At 35.5% G+C, this 18,907-nt stretch carries 19 protein-coding genes; 16 read left to right on the top strand and 3 right to left on the bottom strand.

Annotation, left to right across the window (positions count from 1 at the left end):
- Positions 1-53 precede the first annotated feature (53 nt).
- Positions 54-1,100 carry a hypothetical protein gene (locus LIV57_RS20245; protein ID WP_227944041.1) on the bottom strand — a complete coding sequence of 349 codons (1,047 nt, stop codon included), beginning with the start codon at positions 1,098-1,100 and terminating at the stop codon, positions 54-56.
- Between the two features lie 352 nt (positions 1,101-1,452).
- Here LIV57_RS20245 and LIV57_RS20240 point away from each other — a divergent pair, with 352 nt between their 5' ends.
- From LIV57_RS20240 to LIV57_RS20185, 12 genes are all read left to right on the top strand, one after another.
- Positions 1,453-1,899, top strand: coding sequence for a type VI secretion system contractile sheath small subunit (locus LIV57_RS20240; protein ID WP_041461881.1), 447 nt, complete (start codon positions 1,453-1,455; stop codon positions 1,897-1,899).
- A gap of 20 nt (positions 1,900-1,919) precedes the next feature.
- The gene (locus tag LIV57_RS20235) at positions 1,920-3,281 is read left to right on the top strand and encodes a DUF5458 family protein (RefSeq protein WP_062676366.1); all 1,362 of its coding nucleotides are present in this window, start codon (positions 1,920-1,922) and stop codon (positions 3,279-3,281) included.
- A gap of 78 nt (positions 3,282-3,359) precedes the next feature.
- The gene (locus tag LIV57_RS20230) at positions 3,360-3,818 is read left to right on the top strand and encodes a hypothetical protein (protein WP_227944040.1); all 459 of its coding nucleotides are present in this window, start codon (positions 3,360-3,362) and stop codon (positions 3,816-3,818) included.
- A gap of 195 nt (positions 3,819-4,013) precedes the next feature.
- Positions 4,014-6,710 (top strand): hypothetical protein, encoded by a 2,697-nt coding sequence (locus tag LIV57_RS20225; RefSeq protein ID WP_227944039.1) that lies wholly within the window; start codon positions 4,014-4,016, stop codon positions 6,708-6,710.
- Positions 6,707-7,660, top strand: coding sequence for a hypothetical protein (locus tag LIV57_RS20220; RefSeq protein ID WP_227944038.1), 954 nt, complete (start codon positions 6,707-6,709; stop codon positions 7,658-7,660). The genes LIV57_RS20225 and LIV57_RS20220 overlap by 4 nt, the downstream gene beginning before the upstream one ends.
- A 45-nt stretch (positions 7,661-7,705) precedes the next feature.
- Entirely contained in the window at positions 7,706-8,239 is a 534-nt protein-coding gene (locus tag LIV57_RS20215) for a hypothetical protein (protein WP_227944037.1), read from the top strand.
- Between the two features lie 231 nt (positions 8,240-8,470).
- A complete protein-coding gene (gene mutY / locus LIV57_RS20210; RefSeq protein ID WP_227944036.1) occupies positions 8,471-9,505 on the top strand; it encodes an A/G-specific adenine glycosylase in 1,035 nt (344 codons plus the stop codon).
- Between the two features lie 44 nt (positions 9,506-9,549).
- Entirely contained in the window at positions 9,550-10,107 is a 558-nt protein-coding gene (gldD, locus tag LIV57_RS20205) for a gliding motility lipoprotein GldD (protein ID WP_110009162.1), read from the top strand.
- 27 nt (positions 10,108-10,134) lie between these two features.
- A complete protein-coding gene (locus LIV57_RS20200; RefSeq protein ID WP_034692120.1) occupies positions 10,135-11,058 on the top strand; it encodes a PfkB family carbohydrate kinase in 924 nt (307 codons plus the stop codon).
- 86 nt (positions 11,059-11,144) lie between these two features.
- Positions 11,145-12,512, top strand: coding sequence for a peptidylprolyl isomerase (locus tag LIV57_RS20195; protein WP_227944035.1), 1,368 nt, complete (start codon positions 11,145-11,147; stop codon positions 12,510-12,512).
- Positions 12,513-12,680: 168 nt separating this feature from the next.
- Positions 12,681-13,625, top strand: coding sequence for an NAD(P)H-dependent flavin oxidoreductase (locus LIV57_RS20190; protein WP_227944058.1), 945 nt, complete (start codon positions 12,681-12,683; stop codon positions 13,623-13,625).
- Positions 13,626-13,639: 14 nt separating this feature from the next.
- Complete coding sequence (locus LIV57_RS20185) at positions 13,640-14,410, top strand: alpha/beta fold hydrolase (RefSeq protein WP_227944034.1); 771 nt, start codon at positions 13,640-13,642, stop codon at positions 14,408-14,410.
- 69 nt (positions 14,411-14,479) lie between these two features.
- Here LIV57_RS20185 and LIV57_RS20180 read toward each other — a convergent pair whose 3' ends face one another.
- Positions 14,480-15,100 carry a hypothetical protein gene (locus LIV57_RS20180; protein ID WP_227944033.1) on the bottom strand — a complete coding sequence of 207 codons (621 nt, stop codon included), beginning with the start codon at positions 15,098-15,100 and terminating at the stop codon, positions 14,480-14,482.
- 27 nt (positions 15,101-15,127) lie between these two features.
- A complete protein-coding gene (locus LIV57_RS20175) occupies positions 15,128-15,427 on the bottom strand; it encodes a rhodanese-like domain-containing protein (RefSeq protein ID WP_047377132.1) in 300 nt (99 codons plus the stop codon).
- 164 nt (positions 15,428-15,591) lie between these two features.
- Here LIV57_RS20175 and queG point away from each other — a divergent pair, with 164 nt between their 5' ends.
- The 4 genes from queG (at position 15,592) to LIV57_RS20155 (ending at position 18,729) form a co-directional block, all read left to right on the top strand.
- Positions 15,592-16,530 carry a tRNA epoxyqueuosine(34) reductase QueG gene (gene queG / locus LIV57_RS20170; RefSeq protein ID WP_227944057.1) on the top strand — a complete coding sequence of 313 codons (939 nt, stop codon included), beginning with the start codon at positions 15,592-15,594 and terminating at the stop codon, positions 16,528-16,530.
- A 360-nt stretch (positions 16,531-16,890) separates the two neighbouring features.
- Positions 16,891-17,574, top strand: coding sequence for a TIGR02117 family protein (locus tag LIV57_RS20165; protein ID WP_110009168.1), 684 nt, complete (start codon positions 16,891-16,893; stop codon positions 17,572-17,574).
- A 3-nt stretch (positions 17,575-17,577) separates the two neighbouring features.
- A complete protein-coding gene (locus tag LIV57_RS20160; RefSeq protein ID WP_227944032.1) occupies positions 17,578-18,225 on the top strand; it encodes a murein L,D-transpeptidase catalytic domain-containing protein in 648 nt (215 codons plus the stop codon).
- A gap of 51 nt (positions 18,226-18,276) precedes the next feature.
- A complete protein-coding gene (locus tag LIV57_RS20155) occupies positions 18,277-18,729 on the top strand; it encodes an SRPBCC family protein (protein WP_227944031.1) in 453 nt (150 codons plus the stop codon).
- Positions 18,730-18,907: the final 178 nt, after the last annotated feature.

Raw genomic sequence — 18,907 nt, 5'->3', positions numbered from 1 at the left:
CCTTAAATTGTTAGACAAGAAAGAATCCGCCTCACTTGAGGCGGATTCTCTTTTTAATATTCTTTCTTATAGTTCCGGAGCACAAACTTTATTCCGGTTTCCATAATATCTCCCATGGTTTTACAATACTTGAAATTGACATCGTAGGTGAGTTTTTGTAAGGCTGTCCTTAGTTCTATGACATTGGCTTCCGGCGCAATATTGTCTTTTTTCATAATAGAAATGAGCTCATAAAACCTGTTTTGGCTGCTCGTAACTCTTTTTACGATCTGCGAACGCACTTCCTTACGGTACTGTTCTATAGAACTTGGCTTTAGTTTTTCCAGAACCATATTCACCATCTGATTGTTTTCTTTAAAATACTGGGGAAGATATACTTTCAGATTTCCCTCGTAAGTCTGCTGATCAAAATCGATGGGGCGGATTCTGTAAATCACCTGGTCGAAATCATGGATGGGAATCACCACATAATTATAAGAACGCATGTCACCAAGAAGCCCGATAAGACAGCGTTCGTTGAATTTCACAAATTCCTTGGAGATCTGTGCCTTTTCTAGCTCTGTACAGTTGGGCAGATGTTTCTGAATAAAGACATCCCCGGGAATTCCTAGGATATGCTCTTCAATCAGAGTGTTTTTATACACCAGAAAGTTAATCCGGTTGGGAGAAAGCAGGTCTTCAAGTTCCAGCCCGAATATCCGGGAAGCATCAGCCTGTTTAATATAAAAATAGGTATAATTATCATTCAGTACATTTCTCACCCTTATCCGGAAGGGTTTTGAATTTCCGAAAGTACAAAAATCGATGGTATCCACTGTCAGATAAGGTAGCGTAGCGGTATCTCCATCAGAATGAAGGAGGGTGTAAATTTTATTTAAATTAGCTTCTATTTCTTTAAACTCATATTCAGAATACAATACTCCAAGCCATAAGGTATCTTTTCCTTCCTTATCCAGAATACTCACACTATCATTAAATCTCAAAAGATCTTCATACAGAAACTTAATTTTGGTGGTTCTGTTGTATTTTTCCAAATATTGCTGTAATGCTTCTGAAACTGGAAATATCGGTTTTCTGAACGCTATTTTTACATCTTTCATAACACTGTTCACTTTCTTTAAATATAAAGAATATTTTCTTGTAAAGTCTGAGGATTTCTTATTTTAACATTCATTTTACTATTTTGTACAGAGTACGGAGAACGAAAAATTATTTAATTTTTCTTGAAAGACTTTATTTATTTTTTCATAGCTTAGTGATATCGTAATACGGTGATTTTATGTTGAATAAATGCAGGAGAATTTTGATGATCCAAGAAAAATCTTAGTAAAATTTTGTATGTTACAGTTTTTTTTTAAATTTAAACATTGGATTGGTAATTTATTTGATTCATCGGTAAATTACTCAAGGACAGATCCAAACCAAAATAGTAAATCTCAAAATAACAATAATATGGCAATGTTTAATTATGGTGTTGGCGGAAACGAGGTAAAAGTAGACGCTAATGAAGCTATTCAGGAAATACAGGAAAATAAATCACTGATAGTAAGCCAGCTTACAACAGAAGAGTCTTATACCCCTGAAATCGTAACAGGATTAAAAACAGTGGAAGACGTTTTCAGACATTTCCAGCCTTCAGTATCGGTACAGCACGAAACAGAAGATGGTGGAGTGGTAGAAGAAGAATTCCGTTTTCAAAACCTTGGAGACTTTACCCCTAAAAGCCTTACTCAGAAGTCTGATTATCTGCAGCAATTGAGCATGGAACAGGAGCAGTACAATAAAATAGTACGTCAGCTGAAAACAAACAAAATTCTACGCAATATGCTGGAGAACGATCAGACAAGAGCGGCGTTCATAGAGGTATTGAAAGAAGTGGCACAAGAACTTGAAAAATAATTAAAGACTTACATTAAATCATGGATAGCAAATTACAGGCACAAGAAAGCCAGCAGCAGGGTCAGCAGCAACACGCAGGGCAGCCGAAGGGCAACCCGCTTGCAGAGCTCAATAAAATGGGAGGATTTGGCTTTGTTGAATCCGTTGTAGACGGTATTGCCAATATGAACCCAACAAGAAAGGCAAGAAAAGAAATCTTCCTGAACGACAGCAATAAAGCAGAAGAAAGAAAAGAACTTCTTCAGAAGATCAACCTTTGGGTAAACCTTTTAGAAGGTAGCGAATCTGCTGATAAAATGGCTGATACGTGCAAAAGTAAAGCACAACAGGCCGACGAGAATTTAAAGAAAAACTTAAAAAATACACTGGATGCTGTTCGTATGCTGGAAACCAACTACAGAACAGTAGCTCAATTCTATAAAAATACGGAATTGGATAAAGTGGATAACGTAAGTATCGTCAATGCAAGCCTTGAGCAGGTTTCCGATCTGGATAATCCTTTGTTCATTGATGCTATTTCAGAAGAATTCAAAAATTATTATGATCGTCTTGACCTTAGAGATAACTACTCAATCCTTGCCATACCTGGATATTTAGGATCAAACAAGGTCATCGAGAAGTGGGCAAAAATCTGTAACGAAAACAAAGTAATGATGGTTACAGACTTCGCCAACCTTGATAAGCCGGATGACGTGGTAGATTTATTCCACTCTGCAAACCTTACAGGAGGTGAGCTTCACAGAAGTAACGTTATCATGACGTGTAACTGGCTGGTAGGACGTGGTAAAGCTGAAGAAGTAGGGGAAGAAGAAAACGTGGAACTTCCGCCTTCCACTTCATTAGCAGGAAAAATCCATAAAACACTGATGTCTCAGGTAGCAGCAGGTAAAAAACATGGTAATATCAACGAAGTAGACGCTGTAAAATTCGAGCTTAAGAAAAGTGAAATTTCTCAGCTGGAAAAAATGGGTCTTGTACCAATGGTTAACGAATACGGAAAAATTATGGCTTTCTCAGCGAAGACCTTATTTACAGGAGACAATATCGGTCTTCAGACGTATTCCGTAGTTCGTGTATTCGACTATGTAACTAAAGTATTACTTGATTTCCTTAACAGAAGGGCTTTCGAAAACTGGAACGCTAAGAACGAGGATGATTTGAGAAGACAGATTGTAACGTTCCTTGACAATATCAAAGGACCGGACAAGCTGATCGAGAAATTCAAAATTGTACGTTTCGAGCAGGACAGAGTAAACAAAGACAGAGTATGGCTGGATATCCGTATGACCCCTTATTTCCCTACAAAAAGTTTCGTTATTAAATTGGACGGACACAAAGGAGATGATGGTAACGAATGGGATGCAGAATATACTCAGGAGTAACATAAACATACTTTACATAACAAAAACCGATGCAATATTACATCGGTTTTTTTTCAACCAACACCTATGAAATTGAATATGAATAAGAAACTTATCATTGGTTTACCAATGTTATCAATGGTTCTTTTGATAAGTTGTGAAAAAAAATACCAAAGTCCGGGCACTTACGAAAATGATCTTTTCGCACAGGAACGCCAGGAAGGAAAAGCATACATCATGAATGAAGATGAATGTTTTGATGGAAGTGAACTCGTACTTGCAAGTTCAGAGGTAAAACTTTCAGACAGTTCAAAAGGCCGTGGAAAATCATTCTATCTCTATAAAGTAAAATCCGGAAAAGTATTGAAAACAGTAAGAGATTCTACGGTAGATATGCCAATGCTGTTTTTATCTCAATACAAATTAAAGATTAAAAATACAGATTCTATGTATGTGTATCTGAAGAAGCTTGAAGGGTATCGTTTTATAGCCAAAGACAGAAACCTTAAGTATCAGTGGTTAAAAGCAGCTCCGGTATATTCTGTTGAGAAGAATTAACTTTAAATTCAAGTTTTTTATATCACTATATCATGATTTTTTTTACTTTTGTTTTTGAACAAACACAAAAACAAAATGAAAAAGAATGTAACCCTGTATGAGGATATAATCCTTCATCCTCTCCTACAATTTAATCTGAAAAGTAATACCTGTCTCTATAGCTTTCAGCTGGAAGCTATTTAAATTCTATCAGCCATGACAGGGAATATTGCCGGGGATCAGAATCCTCGGGTTGGAACAGTGTGTTCCTACGAAATAGAGCCTTCAGGACTTTCATTTGTACTGAATGGGGACTATGAATGGTATCTTTTTAAGAAACAAAAGAACGGAAGCTGGAAAGATATCACCGGAAAGCCAAAAACCGGTGAAAAAGTGACTTACAACTTTGGAGAAATAGCGCTGGGAGTAGAATTTCAAATGAAGGTGTATCAGATTAAAAAAGGGATTTTACCCGGCCTTTCCGTTACCAGGGAACTGGCTGGCAGTCTTATAATTGTTCCTATCAGCAACAAGGTCCCGAAGATTGATAAAGTAGTACTCTTCAACAGAGGAGCAAAAGATTTCAATACAGCCAGCTACCGTGATACTCTTATTGCGCAGGCTCACTGCATCGCGATGTTTAATAAAGAAATTGAGTTTCACCTTTGGGAAGATGACGCTCCTGGGAAAGGGCACGATGCCAGTATTAACAAAAACAATCGTCACACCCGCAGCTACAAGGCTCGCGTCAATGAAAAAGGAATTGCGGAAGTCGCTATTCCTCTGATGTCTGATGAAAAAATCCTTCGTCAGATGGCCAATCAGTTTCTGATGCAAGGAGACAGAAATGAAGGCGCCAATCATGAATATTATATTACGGCTACCTACTCCGGGAAAATTCAGGGAGCCAGCCAGGTGAATGTAGAGGTAGCCAACCCTGATTATAAGGGCCAGCCTCAACCCCAACCCAAGCCGCAGCCTGAGAAACACACACCAAAATTCTCTGTCGGACCAGAAGGTGGTCCCAAACAGCCGGATCCTAAAGGTAATATTATAGAAGCTGTTTTCATAGATGATACAGGAAAAGAGCTTTCCAAAGTAGCTTTAGGAGATAAAGTTAGGGTCAGAATTCACTCCAAAAATATGGTGGGAAAACACATCCAATATGTCATCTGGAAATATGATTCCACATCCACTCATGAAGTTTATAGAAGTGCAATGATTAAAATTCCTGCCGATATATACGATACCTCAGGATTTATCATTACAAAAGTTAGTTCTGAAAAAGGAATAGGCTTTCCTATAGGCAATTCGAATTTCTATATACAAAACTATTTTCTAGAAATTATCTCCAAAGATCTTTCCGCGGAATCTCAGAAATTTGGGGTAAATTCGGATGGACTGATGGAAGTGGAGAAGGTGAAGAGTGCGGTGGGAGTGCAGAATACGCAAAACCCAGATAAACCAGGAAGTTGTATATGTCAGGAACAGTATAAAGATTTAGTATGGGGAGGGAAAGTAAGTTGTGAGTTTAGAAAGAAAGTAGTGCAAATTGCTAAAAATTTAGAACTACCACAAGAAAATTATGAAGGGGCAAATTGGTTAATGACAATTATAGCTTTAGAATCAGCATATTCATTTAGCCCTAAATGTGGTACTTTTGAGAAAAATCCTGATGAAAATAGTAAATACAAATATATTGGATTAATACAATTTGGAAAAGCTGCAGCAGAGGAAATTGGGACAACAAGAACTCATTTGATGTCATTAACTGCAGAACAACAATTAGACTACGTTGAAAAACATTTTAAGAAAAAAATGTATAAAAATCTATTAAAAAATAGAACTGCTCTTTACTTAGCTGTAAACTATCCAAATTCAACAGCCCATGCTTCTGAAAAAAATTATGTTGTTTATGATAGTACGAAAGATGCATATGATGACAACTCAATGTTCAAAAGAGAGACACACGAATTTTGGATCGATAAAAATGGCAAAAAGCAATTTTATAAAGGTAAAGAGGGAAAATCCTATGTTTGGGAATTCGAAGAAGCTTTGAAAGAAGTAGAAGAATTAGGACGATCTAATAAAACAAAGACTTTTACATGCGGCAATAATAGTACAAAAAATGATAATATTAATGCAAAAGATATTGTAACTTATCATATATATCATGATAACAAAATCGAAAAGCATATTCCTAAAAAAATAAAGGAAGGAAATGAAACTAGATATAAATATGTTTATCATGATTCAAAAGGAAATGAGCATGAAATAACTACTGTAGATTGGCATACGACTAAAGAAAAGGGTGTTGGACAAGTTTATAACACTAAACCTACTCATTCAAAAGTTCTTTCTGATCAAAATGTTTCTGAAGGAAATACATCTAGACGGGTAAAATATGAAAATGGAGATATTGCAGAATACGGAACTCATCCTAAAAAAGGAATTATTTGGCTATTATATAAAGCAGGAAAAAATAATGTTGAATTAATTAAAATGCCAGATAGTTTAAATTATAAAAAAGATGGTGTTTCTATTGCTTATAGCTTTTCAAAAACTCAAAGAAGGTATACTGGAGCAGATTCTTTTGCTGGATTTATTGGGTATTTAGCTAAATCTGGATACAAACTAACTACAACAGGTAGTTGTTTTTCTGAAGGTTCAAGCTTTCCAAGTCAGGAACATTGTAATGGAAGAAGTGTAGATACACTTTATTTAGGTATTGTTGAGCAAGATCAAAAGGTAATAGATAGTGCAATATTTTTCCATTTTACAGAAGTTTTAAAGGGTATAAATGAGTACTGTCAGAAGCTAAAAAGAGCTGGTAATGGGGGAAGCCTTCACAATAGTCATTTGCATTCTGGAAATTTTAATAGTAGTGTTATAAAAACAATTAAAGAAAAATGAAAAATCTAATTATTTTATTATCTTTTTTAAGTATTTTTTCTTGCAAAAAAGCGCAAGAGAATGTTTCAAAACCATCTTTCTCCCAAGAAATATCCATTGATAAAAATTGGAATGGTGATAAGTTAATTTCTGATTTGAATTTTGTCAGCTCTATCAATCCTACTTGTAAATTAAAAACTACTTTTTTTGATAGATCAGAAAAACAAATTGAAGAAGATGATGCAAAATGTACCCTATCTAAAATTAAATTCAATTATGAAAAATTAAACTCAATAAATAAAAAAAACATTATTGGAAAACTGTCTTCTAATATAGAGTTATTCATTAAAAATAATATTCCTAAAAGCAATAATGTAGATTTAAGTTACCAAACGACATTGTATATTGAAAAAAATAAAACAATAACTGACTCGATTGTTATTTACCAATCTTTTAATTTTTCAGAAGCATTAACTGTAAAAACAAAATATTATTACCTTAATAAAAATGAAATTTATTTATTAGATATCGTAGAAGATGAATCTGGAGCAAATGTTGAAAAATGGGAACATTATAAAATAAATTCTTCAGGCAAAATATCTTCAGTACAACAAAAATCTTTCTCAAAAGATAATAATATTACGAAAACAAGTATTGATTTTTGGAAAGGGAAATATCATTTTGAAGCTTCAAATAGAGACGAAGCAAAAACTATTTTTAACATCATAATAAATTCCCTTGAAGATATTTCTATGGATATTACTGAAGAAGGAACAACAAATAAATATTCTAAATTAAAGGCTGAAGAAATTAATCATCAAAAAATTAAAATAAAATATAATGATTCTTCTGATGAGATGGGAGTTATTTACATTGAAAAATCAGACGACAATTACTTTATTTCAGGAAATCCTATATATTTTATCAACCCCGGAAATAATGAAATGCCATTACAAAAAATTAAAAAATAAATAATCCTTACTGTTTCCAAATATTTGAATTAAGATAAATGGATAATGATGAAACCCGTTTTAATTTTATTACCTCTCATTTTCTTTTTTAGTTGTAAAGAAAATAATACGAAAGCCAATAGTGATAAAATAAATTTAAAAGAAAATATGGATGAAGAAGATCTACCATCTTTAAATTCCACACAAACTAAAAACTATAGAGTTAACTTTAATAAAAGTGATAAAAATGATCTCATTATTATAGAAAAAAACACAAATGACTATACCTTAAAAGCGCAAGCCGATAATAAAATATTTTTTACAAAAAACATTGACTGTGATTTTATAGAAATAGAGACTAATACAAAAAACAAGCAAGTTTTCAATTTAATTTTAGGTTACACAGATCAGTATCAAAATACGTCTCGAAAAATTGTTATACCGGTTTTTTTCAAGAACAATGATTTATTTATTGAAAAATTATTCATTGCAGCTTTGGGAACGAATGCGAAAACAGGTGATGAAGAATGGATGCAAAAAGAGATCTCTGAAAAAATATCACTCAGACAGCTTGATTTGGATGAAATCCTATCAGAATAAATAAACTAATTGATGAAATCCTTTTTAACTTCATGATGTTTATATTTTTTTTGATATTCAAGTAAGTAGGAATAGATAAGAGTAAAAAAGTTATACAATAACGGATTCACAAAAAAACTCCTTCAACATCAAAAACAGGAAAAATAAAATAAACCTATCTTTGCAGCATAGAAACAATGTTCAGGATGAAGAGAAGATCATCTCTTCAATGATTTAAAATAAGATTGGTTTTTGGAAAAAAATAAAACAGGTTCAGAGTTCCTTTATATAGGAAACAAGCTTTTGGAGTGGTACAGAAATAATGCAAGAGATCTGCCTTTCAGACAGACAAAAGATCCGTACAAAATCTGGATCTGTGAAATTGTATTTCAGCAGACGAGAATCAATCAGGGATTGAATCATTATAATAATTTTATTAAAAGATTTCCTGATGTAAAAACATTGGCAGAAGCTGAAGAAAACGAAGTTTTACTCTATTGGAAAGGATTGGGATATTATTCAAGAGCCATCAATATTCATAAAGCGGCCCGGCAGATCATGAACGATTATCAGGGTGTCTTTCCTCACGAATATGAAGAAATTTTAAAACTGAAAGGAGTAGGAAAATATACTGCAGCAGCTGTTTCAAGCATTTGTTTCGGTGGAAGAATGCCTGCGGTTGACGGAAATTTCTACCGTGTTCTGAGCCGTCTTTTTGCCGATGATTTTGATATTTCAAATTCAAGAGCGTTTACCTATTTTTCTGAACTGGCCGCCCTGGTAATGCCGGAAAATGTAGGAGACTTTAATCAGGCTATGATGGATATCGGCTCGGAAATCTGTAAACCCAAAAATCCGTTGTGCGGAGAATGCCCTGTAAATGAAAATTGTCTTGCATTTTCCATGCAAAAAATTTCGGATTATCCTGTAAAAACGAAAAAAGTAAAAGCAGAAGATCTTGCTTTGACCTATTATTTTGTTCATAGAAAAGGACAGTTTCTGATCCGTCAGAGAGCAGATGACTTCATATGGAAGAAATTATTTGAATTTCCAACAGTTATTCCTTCCGATATGGAACCCTTCATTACAGGTTCAAAAACAGTTACCCATAAACTGACTCATAAGAATTTAAGCATTGAAATTTGGAATGTTGAGGTTACTTCAGAAAAACAATGGAATGATTTTATCGCTGAAAATCAATACCTGATTACAGACCTTGAAGACTCTCATGAAAAATCCTTTCCGAAGCCTTTGGAAATTTACATTCAAAACACACTGAAAGACTGAAATTTGTCTTCTGAAATCTGAAATCTAATTTGTACTTTTGCAAAATGATTAAAAAAGTCATTTTTATTTTTGTATCGCTGCTTTTAATTTCATGTGGAAAAGACCCTTCACCAAAACCTTATGGAGAACTGCGTCTTGAATATCCCGCACCGAAATACCAGAAGTTTGAAAACGATTGCGCCTATACCTTTGAGTATTCGGACTTTGCTTCCATAACGCCAGCCAAAAAACCTTGCTGGTTTTATCTGAACTATCCGAAAATGAAAGCTAAGCTTTTCGTTACTTATTATCCGATACAAAACGACTTTGCTGACCATATCAAGGAAGCTGAAAAAATGGTGTATGAACATACCATCAAAGCCAGTTCTATAGATACAAAATCCTTCGAATACCCTGAAAAGAAAGTATACGGGAACTTCTATGAACTGAAAGGGCAGAGCGCTTCTAATCTTCAGTTTTACATTACAGACAGTACGAAACACTTCGTAACTGCTTACTTATACTTTAACACGAGGCCAAAACCGGACTCTCTTGCTCCCGCAGTAAATTATATCAAAAATGATATGAAACATCTGCTGGACACTTTTGAATGGAAAAAATAATTACTTTTAATATACATTGAAAAATATATGAAACTTTTAGTTGTAGGAAGTGTTGCATTTGATGCAATTGAAACACCATTTGGTAAAACGGACAAAATTTTAGGAGGTGCAGCCACTTATATCGGGATCACTTCATCAATTTTAGGCGTTAAATCCGGAATTGTTTCTGTAGTAGGAGGAGACTTTCCACAGGAACATCTGGATATGTTCACAGACAGAGAGGTAAACATTGAAGGAATTGAAATCGTGAAAGAAGGAAAAACATTCTTCTGGTCCGGAAAATACCACAACGATCTGAATACAAGAGATACTTTGGCTACAGAAGTAAACGTGTTGGAGAACTTTGATCCGAAAATCCCGGATTCAATGCAGGATGCCGAAATTTTACTACTTGGAAACCTACACCCTGGAGTTCAGTTATCTGTACTTGAAAAAATGAACAACCGTCCTAAGCTGGTTATCCTTGATACCATGAATTTCTGGATGGATTCTGCATGGGATATTTTGATGGATATGATTGCAAAAACAGATGTAATTACCATCAATGATGAAGAGGCAAGACAGCTTTCAGGAGAATACTCTTTGGTGAAAGCAGCTAAAAAGATCCACACTATGGGTCCTGAATATGTAATTATCAAAAAAGGAGAGCATGGAGCTTTACTTTTCCATGACAATAAAGTATTTGCTATCCCGGCACTTCCTTTAGAAGATGTTTTCGACCCTACAGGAGCCGGAGATACTTTCGCAGGAGGTTTCGCGGCATATCTTGCTAAAAAAGGAAAAATTGATTTCGAAACGATGAAGTCTGCTCTTATCGTTGGATCTGCAATGGCTTCATTCACCGTAGAGAAATTCGGAACAGAAAGAATAGAGGAAGTAAACGAAGCTGATATGTTCAGCAGATTGAGACAATTCAAAGAATTGACAACATTTGATGTTGAACTGCAATAAATAAGTCTTTTTAAGAAATATTTATAATAAAAAATTGAAGGAAATTCGTTAAGAATTCTAAATTTGCAACTTGTTAAAATAGTAAAATGACAAATAAACTAAAAATCACTTTTCTTCTTGGGATTTTCATCATGATATTCTCTTCAAATATGATGAATGCCCAGCTAAAACAAGGAGATCTGGTGGATGGTATTGCAGCTGTTATCGGGGATGAGATTGTATTGGAATCTGATGTAATCGAGCAGATGAATTATGGTAAACAGCAGGGTGCTGCCAACACAGACAAATGTGAGTTCCTGGAAAATCTTATCAGCAATAAGCTTCTTGTATACGAAGCAAAAAAAGATACCTTAATTGAGAACCGTTCTGCAGCCATCAAAGAACAGGCTAATGCAAAATACCGTCAGATGCTTTCTCAGTTTCCGGATGAAAAAACAATGCTTGCAGCCTATAAGTTCAGAAATTCTTATGAACTGAAAAATGCTATCGAGAAAATAGATACAGACCAGTATTACGGACAGGCGAAGTACCAGAGAGTTACTGATAAAGCAGACGTAACTCCAAATGAGGTAACTGATTTCTACAATATGTATAAAACACAGCTGCCACAGGTAAAAGATGAAGTTACTTTAGCTCAGATTATGATCTATCCGTCACTTACAGAAGCTCACAAACAAGACCTTATCAACAGACTGAAAAAAATCAAGCAGGATATTATCGCAGGGGAAACTTTCGAAAGCCAGGCAAGAATTTATTCTGAAGATGAAGGGTCAGCTGCCAACGGAGGATTATATAAAAATATCAATAAAGGGCAGATGGTGAAGCCATTCGAAGCTGCTGCATTGAACCTTCAGGAAAATGAGATCTCAGATCCTGTTGAATCTGAATTCGGATTCCACATTATTCAGTTGGTGAAAAGATCCGGTAAAGTATATGATGCAAGACACATCTTGTTGAAAGCTGTTCCTACTGATGATGAGATCAAAACGGCAAAAGCAAAATTAGACAGTATCAGAGGTCTTATTGTCGATGGTAAAATGACATTCAAAGATGCCGCTTTTAAATTCTCAGATGATAAAAGAACAAAATTCAACGCAGGGATCATTCCTGGAGCTGATGGTTCTGATAAAATTGAAAGAGAAAGTATCCCGGGAACAATCAGCTACGAATTGGCAGGTTTAAACAAAGGTGATATCACTACTGCTTTTGAAGATGAAGAGAACAAAAGAAAACAAATCAAGATCATCAAAGTGGAAGATGTGATTCCTTCACACCAGATTACGCTGGAGACAGACTTCAGTAGAATCAAGCAGATGGCACTGAATAAAAAGAAAAGTGAAATGGTTGAAAAGTTTGTCAACTCCAAGTTACCTACAACCTTTATTTCAATTGACGGACGTTACGACAGCTGTAACTTTAAGTCTAACTGGAAGAAACAATCCTTAACAAAGTAAAATCAAAACCTTCAGAATTTCTGAAGGTTTTTTTTATCATCGAACTTTATAAAGACGAAAATCCACGATGGAAAATATGGACAGATATTTCCCGGAAAACCATTGTTTTTAGTATTTTTACGCATGAGCAATTTTATAGATTTTAACGCTGCAAAAAAACTTCATGACATGGAGGCTACACACAATAGAATTTCACACCTTTTTACTATTAAATATCCCATTATCCAGGCTGGTATGATCTGGCATTCAGGATGGAGACTTGCTTCTGCCGTTTCCAACTGTGGAGGATTGGGAATAATAGGAGCAGGAAGTATGTATCCTGATATCCTGAGAGAAAATATCCGGAAATGTAAACTCGCAACAGATAAGCCATTCGGGGTAAATGTACCGATGTTATATCCTAATATTGAGGAAATCATTCAGATCATCCTTGAAGAAGGAGTGAAAATCGTATTTACATCAGCCGGTAATCCGAAAACCTATACGGAAACCCTTCAGAAAGAAGGAATAAAAGTAGCTCACGTTGTTTCTTCCACCAAATTCGCTGTAAAATGTGAAGATGCCGGAGTAGATGCCATTGTTGCAGAAGGTTTCGAAGCAGGAGGCCACAACGGAAGAGATGAAACCACCACATTCTGTCTTATTCCGAATGTAAAGAAACATATTTCTAAACCGTTAATCGCTGCCGGAGGAATTGCTTTAGGTTCACAAATTAAGGCTGCAATGATTCTCGGTGCAGACGGTGTACAGATCGGTTCCCGTTTTGCTGCTACCCACGAAGCAAGTGCCCATGAAAACTGGAAAAAGAAAATTACAGAACTCCAGGAAGGAGATACACACCTTACGTTGAAAGAACTGGCTCCTGTAAGAATGGTTAAAAATAAATTCTTCAATGAGCTGGAAGATATTTATATGAACGGAAGAAACAAAGATGCTTTAATCGCATCGCTGGGAAGAGCCAGAGCAAAAAAAGGAATGTTTGAAGGAGATATGGAAGACGGAGAACTGGAAATAGGCCAGGTTTCTGCTTTAATTGATGAAATTCTTCCGGTGGAAACTGTTTTCAGCCATCTTTTAAAAGAATTTGAAGAAACGAAAATGCCGGTTTTTTAATATGATTTTATTCGATGGAAGGAAGAATAATTGATGTAAAGGAACAAAAATTATATATCGAACACAATAATCAATTTCAAGACAGGCCTACGATTGTTTTTCTGCATGACTCATTAGGTTCAGTGCAGCTTTGGAGAGATTTTCCGGCTAAATTATCCAAAGCGGCACAATGCAATACCCTTGCTTATGACCGGTTAGGATACGGAAAATCATTCCCCATGCCTACTCATGAAAGACCTGTAAATTATATGGAGCTGGAAGCAGATCTGTTGAATGATGTATTGACTGAAATGAATATTGATAACGCGATTCTCTTCGGGCATAGTGACGGTGGAACAATTGCTTTGATCACCGCTGCAAAATATCCCGAAAGAATAAAAGCCGTTATCTGTGAAGCTGGTCATATTTTTGTAGAAGAAACAACTTTAAAAGGTGTTTACGATGCCTGGGAAGCTTACAAAACGACCAATCTTCCGGAACGTTTACAGAAATATCATGGTAATAAAGTAGAAATGCTTTTCAGGGCCTGGACAGAAACCTGGACACGGGATGATTACAGAACCTGGAATATAGAGTATTTCCTGAAAGATATTACAGCTCCGTTATTATTTATTCAGGGAGAGGCTGATGAATACGGGACATTGGATCAGGTAGAAAAAACAGTGACTCAGGTCAGTGGAAGGTCGGAAAAATATATCATTCCCGGTATAGGCCATACACCGCATAAAGAAGTACCTGAGCTTGTATTGGAGAAAGCGGCCGGATTTATCAGCAAATATTTATAATATACAATATCAACAAGGCACCTGTTAACGGGTGTCTTTGTTTTGTTAAATAAACAGATTGATCTATTTTTATTTCAATAACTGAAGTTCGGCCGCAATATTTTCCTTTGCCCGGGCTTCATATCTTTCCTTAAAATATTCTGTTTTAAAAATACTTTCAAGCTCAAGGAAATGTTTGAGCACTTTTTTTCGTCCCGGTTTATACAGAAAATCAGGGTAAATGGAATACTCTTTTCTTATATTCTGAGTGTATTCCAGATAAGTTTTAAAATCTTTGCCCAATACAGAAAGATCAGCATCGAGCAGATAATTGGTGTCTTCATCATCACAACGTTGATGTGATTTTGTTGCCAGAATCTGCGCAGAAATGAGTGAAATTCTGTCTTTGTTCAAATGAAGTTCTCCAAGCCTTTTTTCTGCTTTGGCCGCACTTTTTTCCTCATTAGACTTAGAAGAAGCATCGTAGATAACGTCATGGTAAAACACGGAGAAAGAAATGGCTGTAAAATCTGAAATCTCGCTTTTCACAGCTTCAAGTTCACTGAACATATTTTCAAGATGAAGAAGATTGTGGTAGTGTCTGCCTTTTTCAGAATATCTGGTTTCAAGTTCGTTCCACAGGCTGTCGATCAGCTGTTTGTTTTCGGAGAATGAAGAACAAAGTGTTTCAAAATAGTTTTTCAGATTCATAGAAATAAGATATAAAAAAAGGAACTTTTAAAAAGTTCCCTGATTTGCTTCCAGAACAGCCTTCAGCTCAGCCCAGCCTCCGCCGTTGTAACCGTCCTTTAATCCTTGAGCGTTAAGATAATCCAATGCTTTTCCGCTTCTGTTTCCACTTCTGCAGAATAAGATAACAGGCTTTTCAATAGATAGGATCTCATCCTGTCTGTCTTCTACTTCACCTAAAGGAATATTCTTAGCACCATCTATATTACCGTCCATTTCAAGCTCCATTGGCTCACGAACATCGATTAATTCATAGTTTCCTGATTGTATTACTTCTATTAAAGACATAGTTGTTGGTTTAAACATTAAATTAGAAACGAAATTACGTATTTTTTTTTTGAAAAAAATCCTAATTAAAACATAATTTTTTCAGAAAAGAACCATCAATGGGATGTACTTTGGCAGAAATCTGAAGATTGATAAAATAATCTTAATTTTGCAGTGTGAAATTAATGAATGCAGACGCTGAAAAATATTCCCAACTCATAAAATCCAGGGCAAAAAGTTTTGGATTCCAGAGTTGTGGCATTTCCAAAGCTGATTTTCTCGAGGAAGAAGCTCCTCATCTTGAAAAATGGCTGAAGAATAATTATAACGGCGAAATGAAGTATATGGAAAATCATTTCGACAAAAGACTTGATCCGAGACTTTTGGTAGAAGGTTCAAAATCTGTGATTTCACTTTCTTACAATTACTTTCCTGAAGAAAAAATTTCAACGCTGGAGAACTTTAAAATCTCAAAATATGCTTATGCAGAAGACTATCATGAAGTAATCAAAGAAATACTCCGTGAAATGGTTGCTGGGCTGCAGGAAGAAATAGGGGAATTTGGATTTCGTATCTTTGTAGATTCTGCGCCGGTTCTGGAAAGAGCCTGGGCTAAGAAGTCAGGAATAGGCTGGGTAGGGAAAAATGCCAACCTCATTACCAAACAAAGCGGTTCTTTTTATTTTCTGGCCGAAATCATCTGCGATCTGGAGCTAATTCCTGACCATGCCACTACAGATCATTGCGGAAGCTGCAGAAAGTGTATCGATGCATGTCCCACAGATGCCATTGTTTCTGAAAAGATTATAGATGGAAGCCGATGCATTTCTTATGCTACCATAGAACTCAAAAATGAAATTCCGGATTATTTTAAAGATAAAATGGAAGACTGGATGTTTGGCTGCGATATCTGCCAGGATGTCTGCCCCTGGAACAGATTCTCTGCACCCAATAAACAGAGCCGTTTCCAGCCCAATGAAGCCTTGAAAAACTTTAAAAAAGGAGAGTGGAAAGAACTTACCCAGGAAATTTTCTCGGAAATATTCAGAAAATCTCCCGTAAAACGAACCAAGTTTGCTGGTCTCAAGAGAAATATTGAGTTTTTACAGAAGACTTCCGACTGATTTTTTTCTGAACTTTCGGTGACAATTCCTCTTTTGGAATTTTTTGAAGTTCCAAACCAGAGCTGATAATTGACCATTCCTTAAATTTTTCGCTTTAAGGAGGTGAAGATTTACATCAATAAGTTTCTTAAAAAGCCTTTCCTATAAAGAAAAATTGATTTTCAGGAGATCAAAATCTCACCGAAAATCAACGTCTTTTCTGTATTCTTTTAGGAGCAGTTTTTACTCTTATTTTAAATCTTTTTTGGGATTTAGTATTTTTACGCATATTTATGAATATTTCGTAACTAAATATAGCCATTTTTTCGATTAAAACAAATACTTTTACTAAAAATTAAAGATTAAATTTTGTTAAAAAACATGACTGTGAAAACGATATTAATGTATATCCTGAAAGTGCTAGGAATTATTTTAGGAATTGTAATTATTTACGTAATCCTTGGGCTGCTGATTCCCTATATTCCCGTTTCAGCAAAAGATGACGGACAGAAGAAAGAAATCCCAATCTATATTTACACCAATGGAGTGCATACCGATATCGTAATGCCTGTAAAAAATGACCTTCAGGACTGGAGCCGGAAAATTCCTTTTGCCAATACAAAATCAAAAAAAACAGATTATCAGTATATAGGAATAGGATGGGGAGACAAAGGGTTTTATCTTGATACTCCCACATGGGCAGATCTGAAATTTTCAACAGCCATAAAAGCTGCATTCTGGCTAAGTGATTCCGCAATGCACTGTACCTATTATAATACGATGAAAGAAGGCGACGACTGTAAAATGATCATGATCAGCAGAAATCAATACCAGAATCTGGTAAAATTTGTAGAAGATAAATTTGACAGAGACCAGAACGGAAACTTCATGTTGATTCCAACAGATGCCGTATACGGTGATAATGATGCCTTTTACGATGCAAAAGGAACGTACAGCTTTCTTTATACCTGCAATACCTGGAGCAATAACGCTTTAAAAGCTGCAGGACAAAAAGCCGCACTTTGGACCCCTTCAGATTTCGGAATTTTTCAACACTATAAATAATACATGAAGAGGATTTATCTGTTGTTCATTATCATCTTTTGGATGGGTTCATGTTCCCAGGAAAGGAAAAGCAATACAATAATAACCAATAGACCTCTGGCGGCAGAAAAGAAGCCTGAAGCCGATCTTTCGAAAATAAAAAGTAAAGCGGAAGAAGCATTGGAATTCTGTGATTCAAAGAATCTCAGCAAAGACTTCTGCATTCTTATTGATATGAGCCTTCATTCCGGTGTTAACCGTTTTTTTATCTGGGATTTTAAAAATAATAAAATATCAAAGAAATATCTGGTAGGACATGGCTGCGGTTCCAATTCATGGAGTAAAGATGATTCTAAAGCCAATCCGGGTTTCAGCAATGAAGATGGAAGCCACCTTTCATCTTTAGGAAAGTATAAATTGGAAGGAAGAGGCTACAGCGATTGGGGAATCAATATCAAATACCTGATGCACGGTCTCGAAGAAACCAACAGTAATGCTTTAAAAAGATATATTGTCTTTCATTCCTGGAATCTTATGAGCGATGAGGAAGTGTTTCCTGACGGATCTCCCGAAGGGTGGGGCTGCCCGACTGTTTCCAACAACGCGATGAAAGAAATTGATCCGATGATTCAGAAATCGGGAAAACCAGTACTGATGTGGATCTATAATTAAATCTTTGTCATACATTTGTTTCACAACAATCAGATAAACTGATCCGGTCTTATGAAGCATACTCTTTTCCGTGAACAACAGCTCAATTGTGATATAGAAACCGCCTGGAAGTTCTTTTCCTCAGCCAACAATCTTTCAGAAATTACTCCGAAGGATATGGGCTTCGTCGTATTAACGGAAATGGAAGATGATGAAATCTTTGAAGGAATGCTCATCGATTATTATGTTTCTCCGTTATTCGGTATTAAAATGAAGTGGCAGACTGAGATTACCCATGTAGACTTCCGGAAAAGCTTTATTGATTTTCAGAAAAAAGGACCGTACAAATTATGGAATCATCATCATGAATTTATTCCCAATGCCGAAGGTGTTCTGATGAGAGACACTATAGATTATGAACTTCCCATGGGATTTTTAGGTGAAATTGCCCACGGTCTTTTCGTGAAAAAGAAGCTGGAACATATCTTTGATTATCGTTTTAGGGTATTGAGGAAATTGTTTTAATTATTCAATAGGAACGAGCTTTAGCCCGTTAAAAATAAGCCAAAATTCATCTGGCTTTAGATTCTGTGTTAACTTCCAAATATTTTTTATACATTTATATTTATAAAAGCGACCTTGAGTTAGCTTGCGTAGGGTGAACGTCTTTGATTTTTACCCTACTTTCTTCAAAATCTATCTG

Source organism: Chryseobacterium sp. X308, from assembly GCF_020733145.1.
GTDB classification, from domain to species: Bacteria; Bacteroidota; Bacteroidia; order Flavobacteriales; family Weeksellaceae; genus Chryseobacterium; species Chryseobacterium cupriresistens.
Note: the sequence above shows the minus strand (reverse complement) of the source record. Positions and strands in the feature narration are given on the sequence as shown.

Coding starts and splice junctions, on each gene's coding strand:
- LIV57_RS20245 (WP_227944041.1), bottom strand. CDS start 1,100: ATGAAAGATGTAAAAATAGCGTTCAGAAAACCGATATTTCCAGTTTCA.
- LIV57_RS20240 (WP_041461881.1), top strand. CDS start 1,453: ATGGCAATGTTTAATTATGGTGTTGGCGGAAACGAGGTAAAAGTAGAC.
- LIV57_RS20235 (WP_062676366.1), top strand. CDS start 1,920: ATGGATAGCAAATTACAGGCACAAGAAAGCCAGCAGCAGGGTCAGCAG.
- LIV57_RS20230 (WP_227944040.1), top strand. CDS start 3,360: ATGAATAAGAAACTTATCATTGGTTTACCAATGTTATCAATGGTTCTT.
- LIV57_RS20225 (WP_227944039.1), top strand. CDS start 4,014: ATGACAGGGAATATTGCCGGGGATCAGAATCCTCGGGTTGGAACAGTG.
- LIV57_RS20220 (WP_227944038.1), top strand. CDS start 6,707: ATGAAAAATCTAATTATTTTATTATCTTTTTTAAGTATTTTTTCTTGC.
- LIV57_RS20215 (WP_227944037.1), top strand. CDS start 7,706: ATGATGAAACCCGTTTTAATTTTATTACCTCTCATTTTCTTTTTTAGT.
- gldD (WP_110009162.1), top strand. CDS start 9,550: ATGATTAAAAAAGTCATTTTTATTTTTGTATCGCTGCTTTTAATTTCA.
- LIV57_RS20200 (WP_034692120.1), top strand. CDS start 10,135: ATGAAACTTTTAGTTGTAGGAAGTGTTGCATTTGATGCAATTGAAACA.
- LIV57_RS20195 (WP_227944035.1), top strand. CDS start 11,145: ATGACAAATAAACTAAAAATCACTTTTCTTCTTGGGATTTTCATCATG.
- LIV57_RS20190 (WP_227944058.1), top strand. CDS start 12,681: ATGGAGGCTACACACAATAGAATTTCACACCTTTTTACTATTAAATAT.
- LIV57_RS20185 (WP_227944034.1), top strand. CDS start 13,640: ATGGAAGGAAGAATAATTGATGTAAAGGAACAAAAATTATATATCGAA.
- LIV57_RS20180 (WP_227944033.1), bottom strand. CDS start 15,100: ATGAATCTGAAAAACTATTTTGAAACACTTTGTTCTTCATTCTCCGAA.
- LIV57_RS20175 (WP_047377132.1), bottom strand. CDS start 15,427: ATGTCTTTAATAGAAGTAATACAATCAGGAAACTATGAATTAATCGAT.
- queG (WP_227944057.1), top strand. CDS start 15,592: ATGAATGCAGACGCTGAAAAATATTCCCAACTCATAAAATCCAGGGCA.
- LIV57_RS20165 (WP_110009168.1), top strand. CDS start 16,891: ATGACTGTGAAAACGATATTAATGTATATCCTGAAAGTGCTAGGAATT.
- LIV57_RS20160 (WP_227944032.1), top strand. CDS start 17,578: ATGAAGAGGATTTATCTGTTGTTCATTATCATCTTTTGGATGGGTTCA.
- LIV57_RS20155 (WP_227944031.1), top strand. CDS start 18,277: ATGAAGCATACTCTTTTCCGTGAACAACAGCTCAATTGTGATATAGAA.